Source organism: uncultured Fibrobacter sp. (assembly GCF_937877005.1).
GTDB lineage: Bacteria > Fibrobacterota > Fibrobacteria > Fibrobacterales > Fibrobacteraceae > Fibrobacter.
The window spans coordinates 1-19,851 of sequence record NZ_CALEFV010000336.1; the positions used below are offsets into that span (position 1 = coordinate 1).

The 19,851-nt window shown below is 53.1% G+C and carries 13 protein-coding genes; 7 read left to right on the forward strand and 6 right to left on the reverse strand.

Annotated features, from left to right (window positions below):
- The 4 genes from Q0628_RS14820 to metH form a co-directional block, all read right to left on the reverse strand.
- The coding region (locus Q0628_RS14820; protein WP_298772303.1) for a glycoside hydrolase family 5 protein at window positions 1-1,850 on the reverse strand (1,850 nt) is incomplete at its 3' end.
- A gap of 33 nt (window positions 1,851-1,883) precedes the next feature.
- The gene (locus tag Q0628_RS14825; protein ID WP_298772306.1) at window positions 1,884-3,140 is read right to left on the reverse strand and encodes a carboxypeptidase regulatory-like domain-containing protein; all 1,257 of its coding nucleotides are present in this window, start codon (window positions 3,138-3,140) and stop codon (window positions 1,884-1,886) included.
- Window positions 3,140-3,991: a TIGR02147 family protein gene (locus tag Q0628_RS14830; RefSeq protein ID WP_298772308.1), complete on the reverse strand. Its 852-nt coding sequence runs from the start codon at window positions 3,989-3,991 to the stop codon at window positions 3,140-3,142. Before Q0628_RS14830 ends, Q0628_RS14825 begins: the two co-directional genes overlap by 1 nt.
- 90 nt (window positions 3,992-4,081) lie before the next feature.
- The gene (gene metH, locus Q0628_RS14835; protein ID WP_298772310.1) at window positions 4,082-7,732 is read right to left on the reverse strand and encodes a methionine synthase; all 3,651 of its coding nucleotides are present in this window, start codon (window positions 7,730-7,732) and stop codon (window positions 4,082-4,084) included.
- 150 nt (window positions 7,733-7,882) lie between these two features.
- Between metH and Q0628_RS14840 the strand changes: the two genes are divergently transcribed.
- On the forward strand, window positions 7,883-8,209 hold the full coding sequence (locus Q0628_RS14840; protein WP_298772312.1) for a YkvA family protein: 327 nt from the start codon (window positions 7,883-7,885) through the stop codon (window positions 8,207-8,209).
- Between the two features lie 150 nt (window positions 8,210-8,359).
- Here the strand turns inward: Q0628_RS14840 and pflA are convergent, their stop codons facing one another.
- Together pflA and Q0628_RS14850 are read right to left on the reverse strand one after the other, a co-directional pair.
- Window positions 8,360-9,103 (reverse strand): pyruvate formate-lyase-activating protein, encoded by a 744-nt coding sequence (gene pflA / locus Q0628_RS14845; protein ID WP_298772315.1) that lies wholly within the window; start codon window positions 9,101-9,103, stop codon window positions 8,360-8,362.
- A 3-nt stretch (window positions 9,104-9,106) separates the two neighbouring features.
- Window positions 9,107-9,454 (reverse strand): hypothetical protein, encoded by a 348-nt coding sequence (locus Q0628_RS14850; protein ID WP_298772317.1) that lies wholly within the window; start codon window positions 9,452-9,454, stop codon window positions 9,107-9,109.
- A 193-nt stretch (window positions 9,455-9,647) separates the two neighbouring features.
- Here Q0628_RS14850 and Q0628_RS14855 point away from each other — a divergent pair, with 193 nt between their 5' ends.
- From Q0628_RS14855 to Q0628_RS14880, 6 genes are all read left to right on the forward strand, one after another.
- Window positions 9,648-10,403: a fibrobacter succinogenes major paralogous domain-containing protein gene (locus Q0628_RS14855; protein ID WP_298772319.1), complete on the forward strand. Its 756-nt coding sequence runs from the start codon at window positions 9,648-9,650 to the stop codon at window positions 10,401-10,403.
- A gap of 386 nt (window positions 10,404-10,789) precedes the next feature.
- Window positions 10,790-11,653 (forward strand): DUF4423 domain-containing protein, encoded by an 864-nt coding sequence (locus Q0628_RS14860; RefSeq protein ID WP_298772321.1) that lies wholly within the window; start codon window positions 10,790-10,792, stop codon window positions 11,651-11,653.
- Complete coding sequence (locus Q0628_RS14865) at window positions 11,650-12,996, forward strand: hypothetical protein (protein WP_298772323.1); 1,347 nt, start codon at window positions 11,650-11,652, stop codon at window positions 12,994-12,996. The genes Q0628_RS14860 and Q0628_RS14865 overlap by 4 nt, the downstream gene beginning before the upstream one ends.
- Before the next feature lie 123 nt (window positions 12,997-13,119).
- The gene (locus Q0628_RS14870; RefSeq protein WP_298772325.1) at window positions 13,120-15,375 is read left to right on the forward strand and encodes a carbohydrate-binding protein; all 2,256 of its coding nucleotides are present in this window, start codon (window positions 13,120-13,122) and stop codon (window positions 15,373-15,375) included.
- Between the two features lie 184 nt (window positions 15,376-15,559).
- The gene (locus tag Q0628_RS14875) at window positions 15,560-17,836 is read left to right on the forward strand and encodes a carbohydrate-binding protein (RefSeq protein WP_298772327.1); all 2,277 of its coding nucleotides are present in this window, start codon (window positions 15,560-15,562) and stop codon (window positions 17,834-17,836) included.
- A gap of 138 nt (window positions 17,837-17,974) precedes the next feature.
- Window positions 17,975-19,851 (forward strand): carbohydrate-binding protein (locus Q0628_RS14880; RefSeq protein WP_298772329.1); only part of this gene is annotated, 1,877 nt, incomplete at its 3' end.

Consider the following 19,851-nt stretch of genomic DNA (forward strand, 5'->3'; position numbering starts at 1 on the left):
CCTGCCTGCGGAACGGTAAGGTTCAGTTGACCATTTGCGGAACCCGTGGCGATTGCCTGGCCGAGCATGTTCAGAAGTGCGTAGCGGCTATGTTGCGGAATACCCGTAACGGAAATATTTTGACCCTGTACCATGACGCTGAAGTTCGTTTTCGCGGCTTTAGCAGGCCGTGTACCGATGGCGTCCGTGCCGTCGGGAATTTTCACCGGCGTGTAGCCCTCGACGCTGCCGACGCACTTGACATCCTTGATCCAAAGCGAGGGGCTGAAAGCGGTGTCGATGACGTTGAAGCGGATTGCCTTTACGAGGTCGAGTACGGGTGTTCCGGGAATGTCGCTTTGCCATCCGTTATTGGTCATCCAGCCCATGTCGATATTGACGGTTTCCCAATCCATGGTGAGCGGCATCGCGATGTACGGGAAGTCCCAGGCGCCACTGCCAAATCTTTCCGTTGATTCGTTCCAATCGTAGTACAGCGTGAGTTCGTGGTTAGAGCCCTTATAGGTGTACTGGAGCATCTTGCACTTGGAAAGGTCCGCGGCACCATCCAGAACGTAGTCCGCCTTTGCGTAGGGGGAATAGCTGAAGGGGCTGCTGGGGTCGAGAACGATATCGTCCATCTTGCCGACGCCATCTGCGGAATTGTCCTTGACGCTAGATGTGCCGTAGTTTCCGTCGCCGTCAGCCTCGACCGTATCGGCGAATATTTTCCAGGAACCCTTGATTTCGCTCAGGTCGCCGTAGGTCACCAGGTTCGGGAGGTTATCCGTAATTTCGCTTTCCCAGTTCAGGCGCTTGGTGTAGGTAGTCTTTTGCGGCAGAATGTTTGCGCGGGTGTAGTCGGCCACCGCGTCGCTACCGAGGAAGGGGCGTTCCACATTCCACATTGCGGTGGAAAGTTTCTTTTCGTTGGTCCACTGCAAGAATGCTTCAAGCTGAGTTTTGTTGTCGGCGTTACTGAAAATGTCATGGATGCCGCCCCATTCGGTGACGAACACGCTCAGGCCCGCCGCCATCGCCTTGTTGGAACTTGCCGTGTGTTCCGATGTCTTGTGCATGTTGGCATAGAAGTGGTAGGTGTAGGCGACGTTCTTGTCGTTCACCGGATTGTTTACGGCGTCACCTGCCATGGAAGACCAGACCGGCGTACCGACGATAATCAGGTTGTCGGAGTGTTTGCGAATAGCCGCAGTGACGGTGTCGGCGTAGGCCTTCAGGTCGTCCCAGGATTCGCTCACGGGCTCATTGTAGATTTCGAAGATTACATGGGGGTACTTTCCGTAGCGAATGGCCATGCGTTCGAAGAAGTCGGCGGCGTCCTTGGCGGTAAAGCAGAGCTTGTTGTCGTTGAATTCAAAACGGGGCTTGACACCCTTGTGGATGCAGTTGTAGTAGCCACCTTCACTGTGCCAGTCGATGAGCACGTAGATGTCGTTTTCAATGGCGGCCTGCACGACCGTGTCCATTTTTGCTTCGTAGTATTCCGGGCGGGTCATGTACACGCCCTGGCCCCACGGCGCGACGGTACCCATGGCGCTACGCACGAGTTCCACGTTCCAGCCGCCTACCAGCGTATCGATGTAGGTGTTGCCGTAAAAGCTTACGCCCCAGGGCCAGTTCTGGCTCCACGAAAGGCTCATGCCGCGAAGCTGGACTTCCTTGCCGTCGACGACGCCGTCTGCGCTACCGTAGATGCGGCCTTCGCCTGCCGAGTTTTTGGCGGCCTGCAAGGCTCCGTATTGACTTACGGGGCCGACACGCTTGGGCTGGATGGTGGCATATGCGTTTGTGACGATGGTGGCCGCACAAACCGCCACGGCGGTCAACGCCGAGCTCTTGAGAAGTTTCATAACACACTCCTATTTTAGTTTGTTAAAAATTCGCTAGAAATTCTTTCCGAGTTCCGGCCACATGCCGGGAGAAATTCCTTCTATCTTAATATCGTCTAGGTAAAATTCTGCGTCGTTTTCAACTACAAAGTTTATAGAATTGACGGCGGTCAAGTCCGTTTCCAATTCTTCGGTGGTAATGGTATAGCGCTTCCATTCGCTGTCCAGTTCGATTGGCGCGGACATGGCGAACACCTTTTCGCCGGTGCTGTCGCGCAGGGTGAGCTGCAGGAACAGTTCGCCATTTCCCTTGGCGTCAAAAGAGATGGAGGTGGCTTCGCTCAGGTCGAAGAAAGCGAAGTTCTTGTGGTTCTCGTAGTCGTCGCCCAGGGCGAATCCCGCTACGCCGAAACGTCCGTCGGTTTCCTCATCCAAGTCGTACAGCAGGTGCATCACGTATCCCTTGTCCGGGTCCTTTTCGAAAAGGTTTTCTAGGCCGGGCTCGTTGAGAAGCTTGCTTCCGCCGCCCAGCGTGGAATCGGTGAGGACGAACCACCAACCTTCTCCGAATGTGCGACCGAGAAGGGAACGATGGGTTTCCCATTGTTCGAAATTATCTACCAGAATGAAAGGCGCTGCGTCCAGGTCGATGGCGTTGGTCGCTTCTACGGTGCTATCTGCCATGGCCTGGACTTGGAATACGCGGGTTTCGTGATCATCTTCGACGAAGGCGAAATGTTGACCTTCGGGAATGCCTGAAATTTCGAAGTTGCCGTTGTTGTCGGTAATGGATGTCTTGTCGAGAATCTTGACGGTGGAGCCTTTGACAAAATTCCCGTTTTGCGTAATGGTGCCCTTCAGCGATGTACTGGCACTTGCGACGAGTGTTGTTTGCGAGGTTGAATCGCCGAAGTTTATCCAGTTCATCGCCGACAGGGAATCTCCCGAGCGGGCTTCGACAAGATGCAGGCCGCTTAAATTCGTGCCGAGTTCCGTTTTGCCGTTTTCGTCGAGCGTGTCGACGGAAACGAGGTCCATGCTCTTTTCTGTCATGCGCCAGGTGCGTGCAATGGCACGGGCGAGCGGAGCGCCGTCGGCCTTGGTGAATGCGATGGCGGCAAGTTCGGTTTCGCCTGCGTTGCTGCCGGTGCCGTTTGCAATGTCGTTACTTGCGCTGTCGGAGCAACCGGCGACGATCATTGCTGCAAAAGCGCAGACGACTACCCACGTCCAACCCAATCCATCCCCAATTTTCATCGATAAAGACTGGGTAGCCGCTGCGTTAGGAGAATTCTTGCTGATGCTCTGCATTATTTGTCCTCCTTTGCTCGGGGTACTAGTTGAAATCCGACATGGCATACGCGGTCGGGCGATTTTTCTTCGCGGGCGATGGCGAGGATCTTTTCGCGGAGGGTAGCGATTTCTTCGCGAACCTTTTCAAAGCTTTCTTTGGAAAGGCTGCAGGTGACACTGGTGATGCTTCGGTCGTCGCTAGTGAAGCTGTCGTAGACTTCGGCGTTAATTTCAAGATTCTTGAGGTGATACTTGCGTAGAATGGTAGAACGTACGCGAGGTGGAGTCGAAACGATCGGACTCGTAACGAGGTACTTTCCGTCTTCGGTGGTGGTGATGAACCCGGCCTCGGTCAGATAATCGATGCCGCTCTGTACTTGTGGGGCGCGGAGCGTGGGGGTGAACATGCGACCGATGCGTTCGGCGGAAGTTCCTGCGGGAATTAGCGGCAGGAGGTCGCGAAGGACGGGGTAATACCACTTTGAGAAGAACTTGAGCGTGGAGTCTTGCAGGGCGAATTCCTTGTTGCGGCTTCTTGTGGCGAGTAGTTTTTTGAGGAATACTTCGCGGCGGTCCATGTTGCGCTCGTTGCCGAACTTCACCATGTCCATGAAATATTCGGTTTCCTCGTCGTTTAAATTCCAGGCTTTGGCGAGAGTCTTTGCGTTGACTACAGAAAGTGGGCGGCTGCCATCGAGAATACGGCTAAAGAAAGCGGAGCCGGACAGGCCAGCGTTTTCCTGGATGGCTCGCAACGAAAGACCGCTTTTCTGCAATGTTTCCAAAACATTCTTTATGTATTCCCGGTAATCGAAATACATAAAAACATTTTCGTTTATTGATGCAATAATTTTGGAAACATTGTTCATGCTCCTAAATATAAGCAAAACTTTTTTAAAATGCAATAGAAAAATTTAAAAAATTCAAATTTTATGGAAACACTTCAAAAATGGCGTTTTTTAAGCCTTTACGTGAAAATAATCCACTTCGGGGTGGCTGATGTAGAGGCCGCTGACGGAGGCTTGCGGGTACATGGCGCCGTTTTCGGTGAGGCTGATGCCTACGCTGCCAAAGTCGATGAGTTTTGCGACATTGAAGATTTCCTTGATATTTGGAAGCACGGGGTAGCCGACGGCTGGGCGGATGCCTTTCCAGCCGTTGGTGCGCGCGAGTTCCTGGCTCAGGTATTCGGCGCCCGCTTCGGCGAGGCGGTCGGCGACAGTCTGCATCAAAAGAACGTCGTAGTCGCTGCCGCCCTGTTCGGCTTTCATCTTTTCGAGGCGTTTGACGAAGGCGTCGCTCACGGTGACGGCGAAGGCTCCCACGATGTCGATAAAGCGGGATTGAGATTGCTTCGTCGACTTGTCGTCTCCTCGCAATGACAAAGAAGGCGTTTCTTTCGTCTCAACGGCAGGGGCTACGTAGTCACAGAGGGCGAGGCAGGTGCCTTCCGGGTTCTGCTGACGTGCCGTAGCGACTTCGACGATGTCGGAGTCGGTGCCGGTACGGCCCGTGTTGAACTTGATTGTACTTTCCGTACCGGCTGCAGGGTAGAACGCCTGCACGGCACGCAGCGCATACTCGGGCTTCGTGAGCGACTTGATAAGTTCTTCGGCGTCGGCCTTGAGTTTCTTTGCTTCTTCCTGGTCGGCCTTGACCTTCCAGGTAAAGAAGAAGTATTCCCAGCTGATAAGCGGGATGACTTTTTCCAGCGGGATGGGCGGGAGCTTGCTTTCGCCCATGAACGGAGGCTCCACGGGCTGGTACTTGCTCCAGTCGCAAAGGTAGCGGCGTTCGAGGGGCGTCTTCTCTGCTGCGGCCATGGCGCTTGCGGCTTCGGTCTGGATGCCGTTTTGCTTGTCGCGAATTCTCTGCTGTTCGACCCGGTTTTCCTGAATGGTCTGCTCGCTGGTCGCGGGGTCCAGAAGCTTTTGCACGAGGCCCGGGTTACTGGCGGCATCGCGCACGTGGAATACGGGGCCTTCGTAGCACGGGGCAATCTTTACGGCCGTGTGCGTGGGCGAGGTCGTTGCGCCGCCGACGATAATCGGGATGCGCTGGCCTGCGTCCTGCATGGCCTTTGCCACAGTGCACATTTCTTCGAGGGAGGGCGTAATCAGCCCGGAGAGGCTCAATATATCGGCCTTGTTTTCGATGACCGCCTTCACGATGACGTCTTCGGGAACCATCACACCGAGGTCCACCATCTCGTAGCCGTTACAGGCCATAATCACGGAGACGATATTCTTGCCGATATCGTGCACATCGCCCTTCACGGTCGCAATCACGATCTTGCCGCGGCTTGATGCATTCGCGTCCTTGCCCGCCTCGATGTAGGGCTGCAAGATTTCTACCGCCTTCTTCATGGTGCGTGCGGTCTTCACCACCTGCGGCAAGAACATCTTGCCTTCGCCGAAGCGGCGGCCCACTTCGTTCATGCCGTCCATGAGCGGGCCAGAGATGATTCCCACGGGGCTATCGCCGCGGTTGATGAGTTCCATCAGGTCGGGCTGAAGCGTTGTCGAAGTTCCCTTGAGGAGTGCTTCTTGCAGGCGTTCCTCGGGGGTCGTGGGCTTGGCTTCGGCGGCGCTTTCACCTGCGTCCGCGGAACTTGTACCCGCGCCTGTGCTCATGGCGAAAATCGCCTTCGGGTCGTACTTGGTACCCGCTTCCTTGGCGGCAGCGGCGGCCGCAGTCATGCGGCTTGCAATTTCAATCAGCGCTTCGCTGGCATCCGGCTCCGTGTTCAACAGCACTTCGGTGATGGCCATGCGGAGTTCCAGCGGAATCGTCTTGTATTCGATAATCGCGCTGGGGTTCATGATGGCCATTCCCATGCCGTTGGGAATCGCGTAATGCAGGAATGTGGTATGCATCGCTTCGCGTAGGTAGTTGTTTCCGCGGAAAGCGAACGAAAGGTTCGAAAGTCCGCCCGAGATGCGCACGCCGGGCAGGTTGTCCATAATCCAGCGGACCGCACGGATAAAGTCAATGGCGTAAGCGTTGTGTTCCGCCATGCCCGTAGCGACAGTCAAAACGTTCGGGTCGTAAATAATGTCCGAAGGATCGAAACCGAGCTTTTTGACCATGATGTCGTAAGCGCGGGCGGCGATCTGTACGCGGCGCTCGTAGTTGGTGGCCTGGCCTTCTTCGTCGAAGAGCATCACGATGACCGCACCGCCGAGGCGCTTGATGGTGCGCGCGTGATCGATAAATGCCTGTTCGCCCATCTTGAGGGAGATGGAGTTCACGATGCACTTGCCCTGGGCGCACTTGAGGCCCGCTTCGATGACTTCGAAACGGGAAGAGTCCACCATAATCGGCACGCGGCTGATGGCCGGGTCCGATGCGAGCAGGTTCAAGAAGGTCTGCATTTCGGCGGTGGCGTCCAGCAGACCATCGTCCATATTCACATCAATCACGTCGGCGCCGTCTTCGACCTGCTTGCGTGCAATGTCCAGCGCTTCGTCGTAATTCTTCTCGTTGATAAGTCGCAGGAACTTCTTGGAGCCCGCCACGTTGCAGCGTTCGCCCACCTTCACAAAGTCTTCGGCGTTGCAGCTGTCAGCACCGTCGCTCGGGCGCACCTGTTCCTTGAACAGCGGCTCCAAACCCGCGAGTCGGAGCAGCGGGCTCGTGGCGTACTTGGGTGCTGGCTTGCGGCGTTCGTAATCGGCCGGCAGGGCGTCCAGCATCTTGCGCATGGCGGCGATGTGTTCCGGAGTGGTACCGCAGCAACCGCCAATCATGTTCACCAGCTTGTCGTCCAGATAGACGCCCATCAGGCGCACCATGTCCTCGGGCGTGTCGTCGTAACCGCCGAACTGGTTCGGGAGACCTGCGTTCGGGTGACAGCTGATGTAGCAGGGCGCGACCTTGCCCATGCGGCGCAGGTACGGCACCATACCGTCGGCACCGAGACCGCAGTTGAGGCCGATGGAAAGCGGGTGCATGTGCATCACGCTTACGGCGAACGCTTCCACCGTCTGGCCCGAAAGTGTACGGCCCGAGGCGTCGCTCACTGTCATGGAGAACATGACTTCGACCGGGCGTGAAACTTTTTCCATCACCTTGGTAAATGCACTTGCGGCGGCTTTCGCATTCAGCGTGTCAAAAATCGTTTCAATCAGAATTGCGTCGACGCCTTCTTCCACCAGTACCTGGATCTGTTCCAGGTAGGCATCTTCCAGTTCGTCGAAAGTAATGCTACGGCTCGCGGGGTCGTTCACGTCTTCGCTCATCGAGAGCATCTTGCTGGTGGGGCCCACATCGCCCAGGATGTACACCTGACGGCCGTACTTTTCCATGGCCTCTGCCGCGGCCTGCTTTGCGATCTTCACGGCGGCGCGGTTCATTTCGGCAATGCGGTGTTCCTGGTGGTATTCGTGCTGGCTCACGCGCTGGCTCGAGAACGTATTCGTCGTCAGGCAGTCCACGCCCGCATCCACGTAGCGGCGCTGGATATCGAGAATGATTTCCGGCTTCTCGATGGAGAGCATGTCGTTGTTCGCGCCCTTGATCCCGTAAGTCTGAATGACAGAACCCATGCCGCCATCCAGCAGCAACATCTTGTTTTCGAAAGCTTCACGTAGCGTCATTTTCTTTTCCATGGCACGAACCATTACATTTTATGCATTTATTTAGTTTTATGCATAAAAAATAGGAATTTGCAGGTGATGTTGCAAGCCAGAAATAAAAGATGTCCGAATTTCGTTGTATGTTGCGCGAATTTTATGTAGATTGGAAATGAAGGAATCTATATGGAAAAGGAACCTGAAGTCATAGATATGAACGGTGCGTCTCCCCTGCAGAAGGGTTTTGCCGTATTCTTTGTCATCATGTCGCTGCTGTACACTGTATCGCCGATTGATGCGATTCCTGATGCCGTTCCCGTGGTGGGTTGGCTCGATGATGCTGGCCTGCTCCTGACGGCCACCATGAATGCCGTACAGCAGTTTGCAAAAAATCAGGATTCCTCTATGGTGAAAATCCTGAAATACGCCAAATGGTTTTTGGTCCTTTTCACCATTATCGCGGTGTTGCTGCTCGGCGGGTTGATTGCCGCCTTTATCGCTCTGTTCGTTTAGTAGTCTTTTCTGGAAACGACCCTGTTCTAGTCGGATAGCTTTGGGAATGAGACCCGTGGGGATTCCGTTAGTCTTGTTTTCTAATTTTTTCCATTCGCCGTTCTTGAGGGTTTCGACGTTGGTTCCGTCATCCTTTTCGACATGGGGACCTTATCTGGTTTCTAGGATCCTCTTTGCGTTTGCCACGCGTTCGGGACTTGGGGATTTCGTATCCTTGAGCGCATAGTCGATTCCCATTTCCTTGTACTTGGGCATGGCGAGCGAATGGTAGGGGAGAACTTCGACCTTCTGCACGTTCGAAAGCGTGTCGATGAATTCGCGTGTGCGGATTAGGTAATCATCGTTGTCGCTTATGCCAGGAACTAGCACGTGGCGGATCCAGATGGGCTTGTGGATTTCGTCCAGGTAACGGAACATGTTCATGTTGTGCTCGATGGAATGTCCTGTCAGTTTCTTGTGCTGTTCCGGATCGATGATTTTCAGGTCCACGAGCAGCAGGTCCGTGCTGTTCATGAGCCGATTGAAATTGCCGAAGTATGGTTCGGTGCGCACGAAGTTGACTCCTGACGTGTCGATGCAGGTGTTGATCCCTGCCGCCTTGGCGAGTTCGAAGAATTCGATGAGAAAGTCCATCTGCATCAGGGGCTCGCCACCGCTCACGGTGATGCCGCCTTCGCTACCCCAGTAACTTTTGTAGCGCAGGGCCTTCCTTAAAAGATCCTCGGCAGAAATGTCGAATGCGCCTGCATCGTCGCCCTTGAAATCCCAGGTTTCGGGGTTGTGGCAGAATAGGCAACGCATGGGACAGCCTTGCGTAAAGACAACGAAGCGAACTCCCGGTCCATCGACCGAGCCGAATGTTTCAAGCTTGTTGATGCGTCCGAGCGTGGGCATGAGCTATGTCGAGGCCTTGTCCAGTGCCTCTCCGGCTAGTTCTACGCAACGGTTGCAGGAAATGATTGCCTGTGGGCGAATTTCTTTGCAACGGGTGCAGCCCTGTGCACCTTCCTTAAATAACTGCTCGATATTGTCTGCCCTGGCGGGGCAGAGTGTCTTTGCGGCGTGAAGTGCTCCGCAGTAGCCGTCTGGGGCGCGACCTCCGCCAAAATTGCGGAACTGCTCGGCGAATGTCAGCGATTCCTCTTCGGTCTTGCCTTTGCTGCGGGCAAAGCCGTAAGCGACGGACATGGCGCAGTTGCCGCGCTTCTCGGCGTGATAGTTTTTCGAAATTTCGGCAATGGACATTGATGTCTCCTGTGTCTAGTCTAAAGTTACAAAACTATCGTATGGTGTCGGCGGAAATTGCTTCGCGGATTTCGTGAAAATCGGTCTGCCCATGAATTTTATCATCCTTGCGGCCGATATCTTTGTTGCGACGACCGTTTCCCCTCAGTAAGGGTTTCTATATTTTAGCTTAAATTTTAAGAAAGGAAAAAATATGCATACTTCATTCATCGTTTTCCAGGTGCTGGTGCTCCTTGTTATTTTCGTTGCGATTCTCCGCATGCGAGCCAAGATTCGCGCCTTGTCGAAACGCAATGATCCCGATGCGCAAAACAACATCCCTTACGACGAGTGCCTGGCAAAGAATGCCAAGAGGTTCCAGTATGGCTCCTTTACGGATGCCCGCGATGGCGAAACCTACCGCACTGTCAAAATAGGAAACCAGGTCTGGATGGCCGAAAATCTCCGCTTCAAAGCTGAAGACAGCTTCGCTCCTGCTGATGACGAGGCTAATGTGAAGCAGTATGGACGTCTTTACACATGGACATCCGCACTGAATATTCCGAGCGAATTCAGCGAACAGTCTCCTGCGAAGGACCTTGCCATGTACAATAGCATGAAGGATCCGAACTATGCGGGTGTTTCGCCGGAAGGCTGGCATATTCCGAGTAACAAGGAATGGGAAACGCTGTTGGAAAATCTCGCGCCTAAGTCCAATGGCAAGGAACTACGCAGCGCCTGCATCTGGCATGAACCGGGTGAGGATTCCCTTGGATTCTTCGCGCTGCCTGCGGGTTACCGTTTCGGAAATGGAAGTTTCTGCCGCTTTGGTACCCGAGCCCGTTTCTGGAGTAAGGACGAATATGGCAAGTGCAACGCCTTCCGTCTGAGCCTCACGGATGAATCCGTGGACATCGAGGGCGTCTACAGGTCCGATGCCATTTCTGTCCGTTGCGTCAAGAACGCCTAAAAGTTAGGGGATGTTTATGGAAAAGTAAACACCACTGCGTTATTGAGCCTGGCTCTACTTCTATTTTCTAGATACGGGCAACATCTATTTTTCATCACGAAATCCACTGCCAAGAATGGCAAGCTTTCGTGCATCGTGCCTCTGATGAACCATAACGAAGGCTAGACCGCCAAAACTGAAATTAAAAGGACCTGGACTGAAGGTTGTCCGGGTCCTTTTCCTATAGCAAAGGTGGCCATTCTGGCCGAATTTGGGCTTTTTTTGTTGCGAGGTGATGGTTGTCACGCGGTTCTTGGATAAAACGTCCATGCGAAATTCTTCGAAGGTATACGATTTTTTACCTGTAAAGGCTATTTTAATATTGTTAAATTACAGGTAGAAAAACTATGGTTACGTTTTCTGACATATCGGATTATCGCGACTTCCTGAAGGAGTACTACGACCGCAGAAAGGCGGAGATGCCTTTCTACTCGTATCGTATGATGGGGGACAAGCTGGGGCTGGATTCCAGCTACCTTTACCGTGTGCTGCAGAAGAAACAGCACCTGCCGGCCCATGCGCTCCCTGCCGCGAAGGAAATCCTTGATCTGTCTGGCCGTGAGGCCGAGTATTTTGATTTGCTCTTTTCTGCTGCGGTAACCAAGGATAAGGTCAAGCGCGAAGAATTGATGGCGAAAGCGGTCTCTCTTAGGGATGTGGACCGTCATAGTTTGCAGGCTGCAGAACTCAAGCTGCTCGAAAATTGGTGGATTCCGGCTGTCCGGGCCTATTTGGAGCTCAATGGCGGCGTGGTGAACCTGAAGCAGATTTCTCGCGATATCTGCCCCCCGATTACCGAAGAACAGGCCAAGGAAGCCATTGACACTCTCCTTGAGGTGGGGCTGGTCAAGAAGATGGCTTCTGGTAAACTGGCATTGACGGATGCCCATTTGACGGTCGGCGGTCCTGAAAAGAAGATTGCGGTCCGCAAATTCCAGAAACAGGTGCTCTCTTTAGCGAGCGATGCGCTTGATAACGTTCCCGTAGACGAGAGAAATATTTCTACTCTTACACTGTCTGTGGACCAGTCCTGTTTTGAAGACCTCGGGGATATGCTCCGGGAATTCAGGCGCTTAGTTCAAAAGAGGGTGGATAGTGCAAAGAATTCAGACCGTGTAATGCAGCTTTCCATGGCTTTCTACCCGGTCGCACGTAAGGGCGGGGTTGGAACCGTCAATGCAACGGAGGACGCCAAAAGGGAGTCGAAATGAGAAACTGGGTGTGGAAAATAGCTTTTGTGGCGTTGGGTGGAATCTTCGCCGCATGCACTGCCGACAGCGACAGTGTCGCGGGTTCTTCGCTTGAGACGGAGAATTCGGTGGCTGTTGCGCTTACGGTGCAGAGGGAAGGTGGGGCTCCCGCCGCCCGTTCTAAGGTTTTGGTGCGTCCGTCGGAATTCCTGGCGGGTGCGAATACGCTTGCTATTACGAAAGATATTAACGAACTTGATTCTGACTCTCCGGTGGTCGCGGCGGATTCTGCTCAGGGAATCCTGAACCTCGAAACCGACGAGCAGGGCCACCTGAACCTGCCGAGGCTTAAACCCGGCACATACATGATTGAAGCGCGTCAGGAAGCCGAAAGGGCCGTTTCCCGTGTGGTCGTTACCGACAGCTCGCTGGATTCCGTGTCCATGACAGTGATGACGGCCGGTTCCATGACCGGTAAGGTCTATCTGCCGACTGGCGAGAAATCCGTCACGGTGAGCATTCAGGGGCTTGACTACTTTGTGGAAACCGACTCCCTCGGTAACTTCGAATTTGAAAACTTGCCCGAAGGTTCCTTCCGCGTGGTGGGCTTTGTGTTCAATACTTACGAAAGCGTCGGTCCTGACGGTGAAACGGAAACCTTTAGCAGTTACTTGCCTGTGGGCATCAGCTCGGCAAATGTCAAATCCGAAACGACTGTCGAGAACGTGACGATTGGTCAGCGTCCAATCAATATCGGACCGGCTCCTTCGGATTCTAGCAACGATACGACCGTGACGGATACGGCTGACATCTATCCGGTTGTGTTCTTTGAAGATTTCGAGGATAGCACCAACGGCTGGTACAAGACTGTGTCGAGGTATGGCGTTGTTCATGCGCTTGATGCTCAGTTCGACAAGGTGCGCGAAGGCCTGGTGGCTCATTTTGAATACCAGAACGATTCCAACTACAACTGGGTACTGATGGGCCGTTCCCTGAATGCAGTGGTGGACTTCAGTGACCTTGATTCGGTGGTGTTCTGGGCTCGCTCTGGCCTTAGCGATTCCGCTCAGTGGATCAGCTTCTCGTTTGATGTGCTCCTGGATAGCGCGGAACTTGAAAAAAACGGCTACGAGAACGGCAAGGCATGGGTCCATCTGTCCCTGGATACTACCTGGCAACGCTACGTGGTGACTCCGGATGACCTTCTAGAGACCGATTCTACCAAGAATGGGGGAAATATCGGCTGGGAAAATGTCAAGGATCATGTGACGAACCTGAACCTCTTTGGCGGTGGCATCGGTGGCCCGTACGAGATGTGGGTAGACGACATTACCATCTACGGTGTCAAGGGAATAGATCCGTAAAATACCTTGTCCATCGTGGATAAATCATCCATATAATATGTTAAGGGCCGATAGAAATCGGCCTTTTTTGTGGGTAATTTTAGGGGTATGGATGGCAAATTGCCATCCCAATAAGGAGTGCTTATGCATTATGGGAAAGTGTGGAAAAAGTCTACTTTGAGGAAGGCGGCTTGCTTTGTTGTCGGCCTAGCTGCGTTTGGCCTCGCCGATAACCCGATTTCAACATATCATTATCTGGCCGACCCGTCGGCGGCATCTGATGGCGATACGTTCTACATTTTGACTGACACTGATGACATGTGCGTCAGTTCCGACCCGTTCAACTATGACATTATCGGTCTTTATGCCTTTACTTCCGAGGACATGAAGAACTGGACCGACCATGGCCTGATTTTCGAGAGAAAACGTGAGTTTGACTATGTCGGCAATACATGGGCTTCTGGCATCGCCGTGAAGGACGGCAAGGTTTACATCGTTTATCCGGATGGCGCTGGTGGCGTGGGCATGATTACCTCCAACAGCATTGATGGTCCTTACAAGGACCCCATTGCCGAAAACCATGGTGTCAACAAGATTGCAAGTCACTGGGGTTCTAGCGTGCTTGGCGGATGCGATGATATCGCGAACTGCTTTGACCCGGGTATCTTTATCGATGACGACGGCAAGGGTTACATCATCTTTGGCGGTGGAAAGAACGACAAGAGACCGTACGGAAATAACTTTGATATTGTGCAGTTCTCCGATAACAATGGCAAGGTTACCGTTGACAAGAATACCCTCAAGCGAATCCAGGCTCCGAACTCCTTCGAGGCTCCCTACCTGCACAAGAAGGGTAGCAATTACTATTTGAGCTTCAACAATAGTTCCCAGGTGATTGACTATAGCATGTCTACAAGCATTACTGGACCTTACACCTATGTGGGCGAAGTAATCCCTGCGATTTGGCAGGTCCCCGATGCAGGAGGCCACGGTGGCAACAACCATCAGGGCTTTGCTGAATTCAAGGGCAAGTGGTATGCCGTCTATCATGACCGCCGTTTGGTTTCCGCCTCGGAACATCCGATTTCCTGTAGCGCCAAGGAAGGCTGCGTGAAGGATCCGGAACCGGGTAACCATAGAAGCGTCTCCATTGACGAACTCACCTGGAATGGCGACAAGATGAACAAGCTTACGTTTACCAATCCGGGCCCGAAGCAAATCAAGAATTTCGACCCTTACAGGACCTACAAGGCCTTGACCAGTTCCAAGCAGCGTAATGTGCGCAGCCGTACCGACTGGACTCGCGGTCAGGCCGTGAAGCATGTGCTGACTCCGCTTGGCACGAAGGAATCCTGGATTCGTGTTTCTGGGGTGGATTTCGGTAACGGAGCCCAGAATCTTCGCGTCAAGGCGGCAAGCGTCGCAGATGGCAATACCATTGAAATCCGTAAGGGTAGTGCAAGTGGCACTCTCGCCGGTTCTTGTTCCTTGACAAAGACTAGCGGCTGGAACAGCTACGTCGATAACGACTGCGCCATGAGCGGCCTTAGCGGCGTCGTGGACGAACTGTTCTTCGTGTTCAAGGGCTCTAAGGATTCTACCATGGGTATTCTCGAATGGGAATTCCAGGGCACGAAGCGTGAGCCCGAACCGCAGACTGCATTTGGTGGCACGGCCTGGGCTATTCCGGGCAAAATCGAGATGGAAAACTTCGATGAACCGGGTTACGGTGCTGGCAATGATTCTTACAGCGACAACGATGCTGATGACCATGGCGCCGAAAGCAATGGGGGCAAGAGCTACCGCGAAGGTACGGGTGTAGACATCTACAAGAAGGCTACCGGCTACGTGATTGGCTACAACCAGGCTGGCGAATGGCTCGAATACACGGTAAATGTGGCTGCTGCTGGCGACTACACGATGTATGCGGCTGTTGCCTCTGCCAATGCGACTTCGAGCTTCAAGCTCTCTATCGACGGCGATGACATTACCGAAGAAATTGCCGTTCCGCAGGCGAGTTCCGGCGAAGAGAACTATGACGACTACAACAAGGTCAAGGCCAATGTGACGCTTCCGGCCGGTGAACATATTCTCCGCTTTACCGTGACCGGTGACTGGATGGATATCGACTACATCAACTTTGTGGCAGGCAAGGATGCCGAAGATACTGAGCCGATGTTCATTAACAACAAGGTAAAGCTTGCAACCGAAGCGACTTCGAGTTTCGATGTGTTCGACCTGAGCGGCAAGAAGGTCGCTAGCTTCTCTGCCCGCAACATGACCGAGGCAGCCAAGCTTTGGCGCGAAGGTTCCGTGAAGGGTGCTGAAAAGGCCTCTGGAATTTGCCTGATTCGCAATCGTGTCAATGGCATGATAACGAAGGTGCGCTCCGCCCGATAATTTCCCATAAATCAAATCCAACCAAGGGAGGCTCCCCGGTCGGGGGGCCTTTCCTGTGCAATCACGGACACGGAGCCATGGACAAATAGTCAATAAGAATGTGTTTTGGGAATATAAAAAAGGCTTTTTTTGAAAATATTTTTGAAGAGTGAAGGCGTGGTGTTTGGCCTTCAAGGAGACCCCTATGATTTTAAGGAATGTTGGGTTCGGTAGATCATGGGCTAAGGCGGCTTGTCTTGTCGCCGGCCTGTCTGTATACGGTCTAGCGGATAATCCTATTTCGACTTACCATTACCTGGCGGACCCCGGTGCAGCTGCCGATGATGAATATTTCTACATCATCACGGATTCTGACGATCCGGCGCCAGCCAATGCTACCGGTTATTCCATTAAGGCCCTCTATGGTTTCCGTAGTAAGGATATGCAGAACTGGACCGACTTTGGCATTATTTACGATGCACGCAAGGTAAACGGCATTAATGACATATGGGCTTCCGGTATTGCGGTTCATGATGGTACTCTTTATATCGTATTCCCTGATGGTGGAGGCGGTGGCGTCGGTTATATCAAGGCTCCGTCCATTGAAGGTCCGTGGACCAATGCTGTGGGTAGAGGCAGCGATAAGCTGGTTGGCGGTAGAAACGGCCTTATCGGATGTGATGGCGTTGCTTGGTGCTTTGACCCGGGTATCTTTATTGATGACGATGGTACGACTTATGTGACATGGGGCGGCGGAGAAAGCGACGGCCGTCCGAACACAGACAACTTCGATATCGTCAAGTTGAACGATGCCAAGGATGCTCCGGTGGGTAACGGCTCTCATGTGAAGGTGAACAATTTGCCGACCCGCAAGATGCTCGAAGCGTCCTACATTCACAAGCACAAGGGTAATTACTACTTCTCTTATAGTACCGGTTGGCAGCAGGGTGCACCTACTATTGACTACGGTATGTCCAGCAACGTGATGGGTCCCTATACTTGGAAGGGAACTATTTTGGGCGACCCGAGCATGAATGGTCGTAGCATCAACGGTAACAACAATCACCATGGCATTGCCGAATTCAAGGGCCATTCCTATGTGGTGTATCATGACCGCCGTATTGCAAAGGGCCATAACGGTCTCGAAATCATCCCTGCCGATGATGGTCAGCCCAAGCCAAATGAAGGATACCATCGCAGCGTTTCCGTGGATGAAATGTTCTACAATAGTGATGGTACGATTCAGACCGTCAAGGTGACGGACGAAGGTCCGAAGCAGATTGAAAATTTTGATCCGTACGACTGGTATCCGGCTCTCACGAGTTCCAAGCAGAAGGGTATCCGTAGCCGCTCCAATTTTACTCTAGGTAAGGTGGCGGAACATTACTTGCTTCCGCTATCAACCAAGGAATCGTGGATTCGCGTTTCGGGAGTCGATTTCGGTACGGCGGCAACGGGCTTCACGGTGGAAGCGGCAAGTGCTGCCGATGGTAACAAGATTGAAATTCGCACGGGCTCTGCGACAGGAACTCTCGCTGGGACTTGCTCTCTTAAAAATACCGGTAGCAAGACTTCCTTTGCCGAAAACAAGTGCGATGTCGAAGGGCTCAAGGGTGTTGTAAATTACGTGTTCCTCGTGTTCAAGGGTTCTCAGGACTCGACCATGGTTGTTAAGGCCTGGGGCTTCGAGGGTAGCGGCACGACTCCGCCTGAACCGCAGAAACCGTTCGGTGGTACGGCCTGGGCTATTCCTGGCAAGATTGAAATGGAAAATTTTGACGAACCGGGTACTGGTCGCGGTGCGGGCATGGATTCCTACAGCGACAACGACGGCGATGACCATGGTGCCGAAAGTAATGGTGGCAAAAGCTATCGCGAAGGTACCGGTGTCGATATCTACAAGAAGGCTACTGGCTATGTCGTAGGTTACAATCAGACGGACGAATGGCTTGAATATACCGTGAAAATAGCCTCTGCCGGGGACTACACGATGTATGCTGCCGTGGCTTCCGCCAATGCGACTTCCGGTTTCAAGCTGTCTATCGACGGAGATGACATTACGGAATCGATCGCGGTTCCGCAGGCGACTTCCGGCGAGGATAACTACGATGACTACAACAAGGTTTCTGCTAATGTGAAGTTACCTGCAGGGGAACACATCCTTCGCTTCACCGTGACTGGTGACTGGATGGACATTGATTATATCAATTTTGTTGCCGGTGCCGACGCTCTCGATACGGATCCTCTTGAAGGCACGGAAAAGATCGGTCGGAATGTCAAGCTGAACATGGCATCCGCTGCGAAGTTCGATGTGTTCGACATGAACGGCAAGAAGATTGCAAGCTTCGAGGCCCGAGACATGGCCGAAGCCGCCAAACTTTGGCGCACCGGATCCGTTGAGGGGGCTGAAAGGGCTCGCGGTCTAAACCTAATTCGTAATCGTAGCAATGGCATGGTTACGAAGGTGCGTGCGGCAAGATAGTTTCCATAAAACACATCCAAAAAGAAGGACACCCCCTTAGGGGGTGCCTTTCAGCGGAAAAAGGTTTTAAACATCTGATGAAGAATGGGCATGTGGAGTTAGTTCCTTGATCAGGTGCAAAATAAAAAAGGAGTAAGTATGGCAATTTCGAAGATTGTGAAGAGTGTTGGAACCGCTCTGGGAGTAGGCTTCGGCTGCATGGCGATGGCTTCGACGGTCAATGTGGATCTTGGTGAAGAACACCAGGTCATCCGTGGCTTTGGCGGCATGGTGCATAACCAGTGGCAGGGCGGTGGAGGCCTTTCCGAAGCCGACGCAAAGATTGCTTTCGGTACAGGTGATGGAACGCTCGGCCTGAATACGCTTCGTATTCCGGTGTATGCGAATTCCAATGACTTCAACAAGGAAGTTCAGGCCGCGAAGTATGCCAAGAAGTATGCCGGCGATGACTTTATCTTGTATGCAACTCCGTGGACTTCGCCTTATGCGGGTGCAAACCAGCACATGGCTTCTTCGAATTACCAGAAGTACGTGGATCACCTGAACAGCTTTAACGATTACATGAAGAATCAGGGCGTTCCTCTGTATGCAATTTCCATCAGTAACGAACCGGACTGGTGCCATGAATGGGCATGCTGGAGCGCAGACGAAATCTACAACTTCACCAAGGGCTATGCCGACAAAATGCGCAAGAACGGCGCCAAGGTGATTTCAACCGAGTCTTTTGCCTACCAGAAAAGTCTGTATGACAAGGTGCTGAACGATGCCAGTGCCCTCAAGAACTGGGACATTCTCGGTGCGCACTTTTATGCAAGTGAGGCCAATACGGGAGATAACTTTTTCCAGTATCCCCTTGCCGACCAGAAGAATGTGGAACGCTGGATGACGGAACACTACACTGAAAGTGACGGTAGCGGAAACTACTGGCGCGTGGTGATGAGAACAGGTGACCAGGCGAATGTAAATAAGCTTGATACCGTTCGTGCCATGGACGTGGGTTACGAAATCCACCGCGCCATGGTGGTGGGCAATTTCAATCAGTACACCTGGTGGTACATCCGCCGTTGCTACGGCCTAATTATGGAAAAGGATTTTGGCAACAAGATCCAGATTCCGCAGAACGAAATCGGCAAGATCAGTAAGCGTGGTTATGTGCTTTCCCAGTTTGCGCGCTTTGTGCGTCCGGGAGCAGTCCGTGTGGGCGCAACGGCCAAGCCTGAGTCGAACCTGTTTGCTTCTGCCTACAAGAGTGCAAATGGCGACTCCGTGATTGTGGTGCTCGTGAACCGCGACTACGGCTCGGCTAAAACCGTGACGGTGAACGTGCCGGGTGTATCGAAACTCGAAAGCTTCCACATGTACACCACGAGCGAAGCGAAGAATGCAAAGGACGAAGGCTTTGTGGATGTGAAGAACGGCTCCGTGACTATCACTATGGAATCGGGCGCCACGAACAAGGACTGCATCGTGACGCTCGTGGGCGAAATTGGCGACGTGGTCAAGACTCCGCGTGAACCGTTCGGCGGCGAGGCCGTGGAACTTCCGGGCAAAATCGAAGCCGAAAATTTCGACATTCCGGGAACCGGCAAGGAAAATAAGACTTACAACGAAAATGACGCTGACGACCATGGCGCCGGTGAAGGCGGCACAAGCTACCGCGAAGGTACGGGTGTCGACATCTACAAGAAGGCGACAGGATACATCGTTGGCTACAACCAAGAAGGTGAATGGCTGGAATACACCGTGAACGTGAAGGAAGCGGGGGATTACACCTTCTTTGCTGCCGTGGCATCTGCCAACGAGACTTCGGGTTTCCAGATGTCCCTGGACGGTGAAGCGATCACCGAGACGATTTCTGTTCCGAAGAACGAAGGCGAAGACAACTATGACGACTACAACAAGGTTCAGGCCAACGTGACGCTCCCTGCAGGTGAACATATCCTCCGCTTTACCGTGATGGGTTCCTGGATGGACGTGGATTACTTCACCTTCGTAAAGGGCAAGGATGCGACCGA

Excerpts from the sequence above, each read along its gene's own strand:
- Q0628_RS14825 (WP_298772306.1), bottom strand. The coding sequence starts at position 3,140 with ATGCAGAGCATCAGCAAGAATTCTCCTAACGCAGCGGCTACCCAGTCT.
- Q0628_RS14830 (WP_298772308.1), bottom strand. The coding sequence starts at position 3,991 with ATGAACAATGTTTCCAAAATTATTGCATCAATAAACGAAAATGTTTTT.
- metH (WP_298772310.1), bottom strand. The coding sequence starts at position 7,732 with ATGGAAAAGAAAATGACGCTACGTGAAGCTTTCGAAAACAAGATGTTG.
- Q0628_RS14840 (WP_298772312.1), top strand. The coding sequence starts at position 7,883 with ATGGAAAAGGAACCTGAAGTCATAGATATGAACGGTGCGTCTCCCCTG.
- pflA (WP_298772315.1), bottom strand. The coding sequence starts at position 9,103 with ATGCCCACGCTCGGACGCATCAACAAGCTTGAAACATTCGGCTCGGTC.
- Q0628_RS14850 (WP_298772317.1), bottom strand. The coding sequence starts at position 9,454 with ATGTCCATTGCCGAAATTTCGAAAAACTATCACGCCGAGAAGCGCGGC.
- Q0628_RS14855 (WP_298772319.1), top strand. The coding sequence starts at position 9,648 with ATGCATACTTCATTCATCGTTTTCCAGGTGCTGGTGCTCCTTGTTATT.
- Q0628_RS14860 (WP_298772321.1), top strand. The coding sequence starts at position 10,790 with ATGGTTACGTTTTCTGACATATCGGATTATCGCGACTTCCTGAAGGAG.
- Q0628_RS14865 (WP_298772323.1), top strand. The coding sequence starts at position 11,650 with ATGAGAAACTGGGTGTGGAAAATAGCTTTTGTGGCGTTGGGTGGAATC.
- Q0628_RS14870 (WP_298772325.1), top strand. The coding sequence starts at position 13,120 with ATGCATTATGGGAAAGTGTGGAAAAAGTCTACTTTGAGGAAGGCGGCT.
- Q0628_RS14875 (WP_298772327.1), top strand. The coding sequence starts at position 15,560 with ATGATTTTAAGGAATGTTGGGTTCGGTAGATCATGGGCTAAGGCGGCT.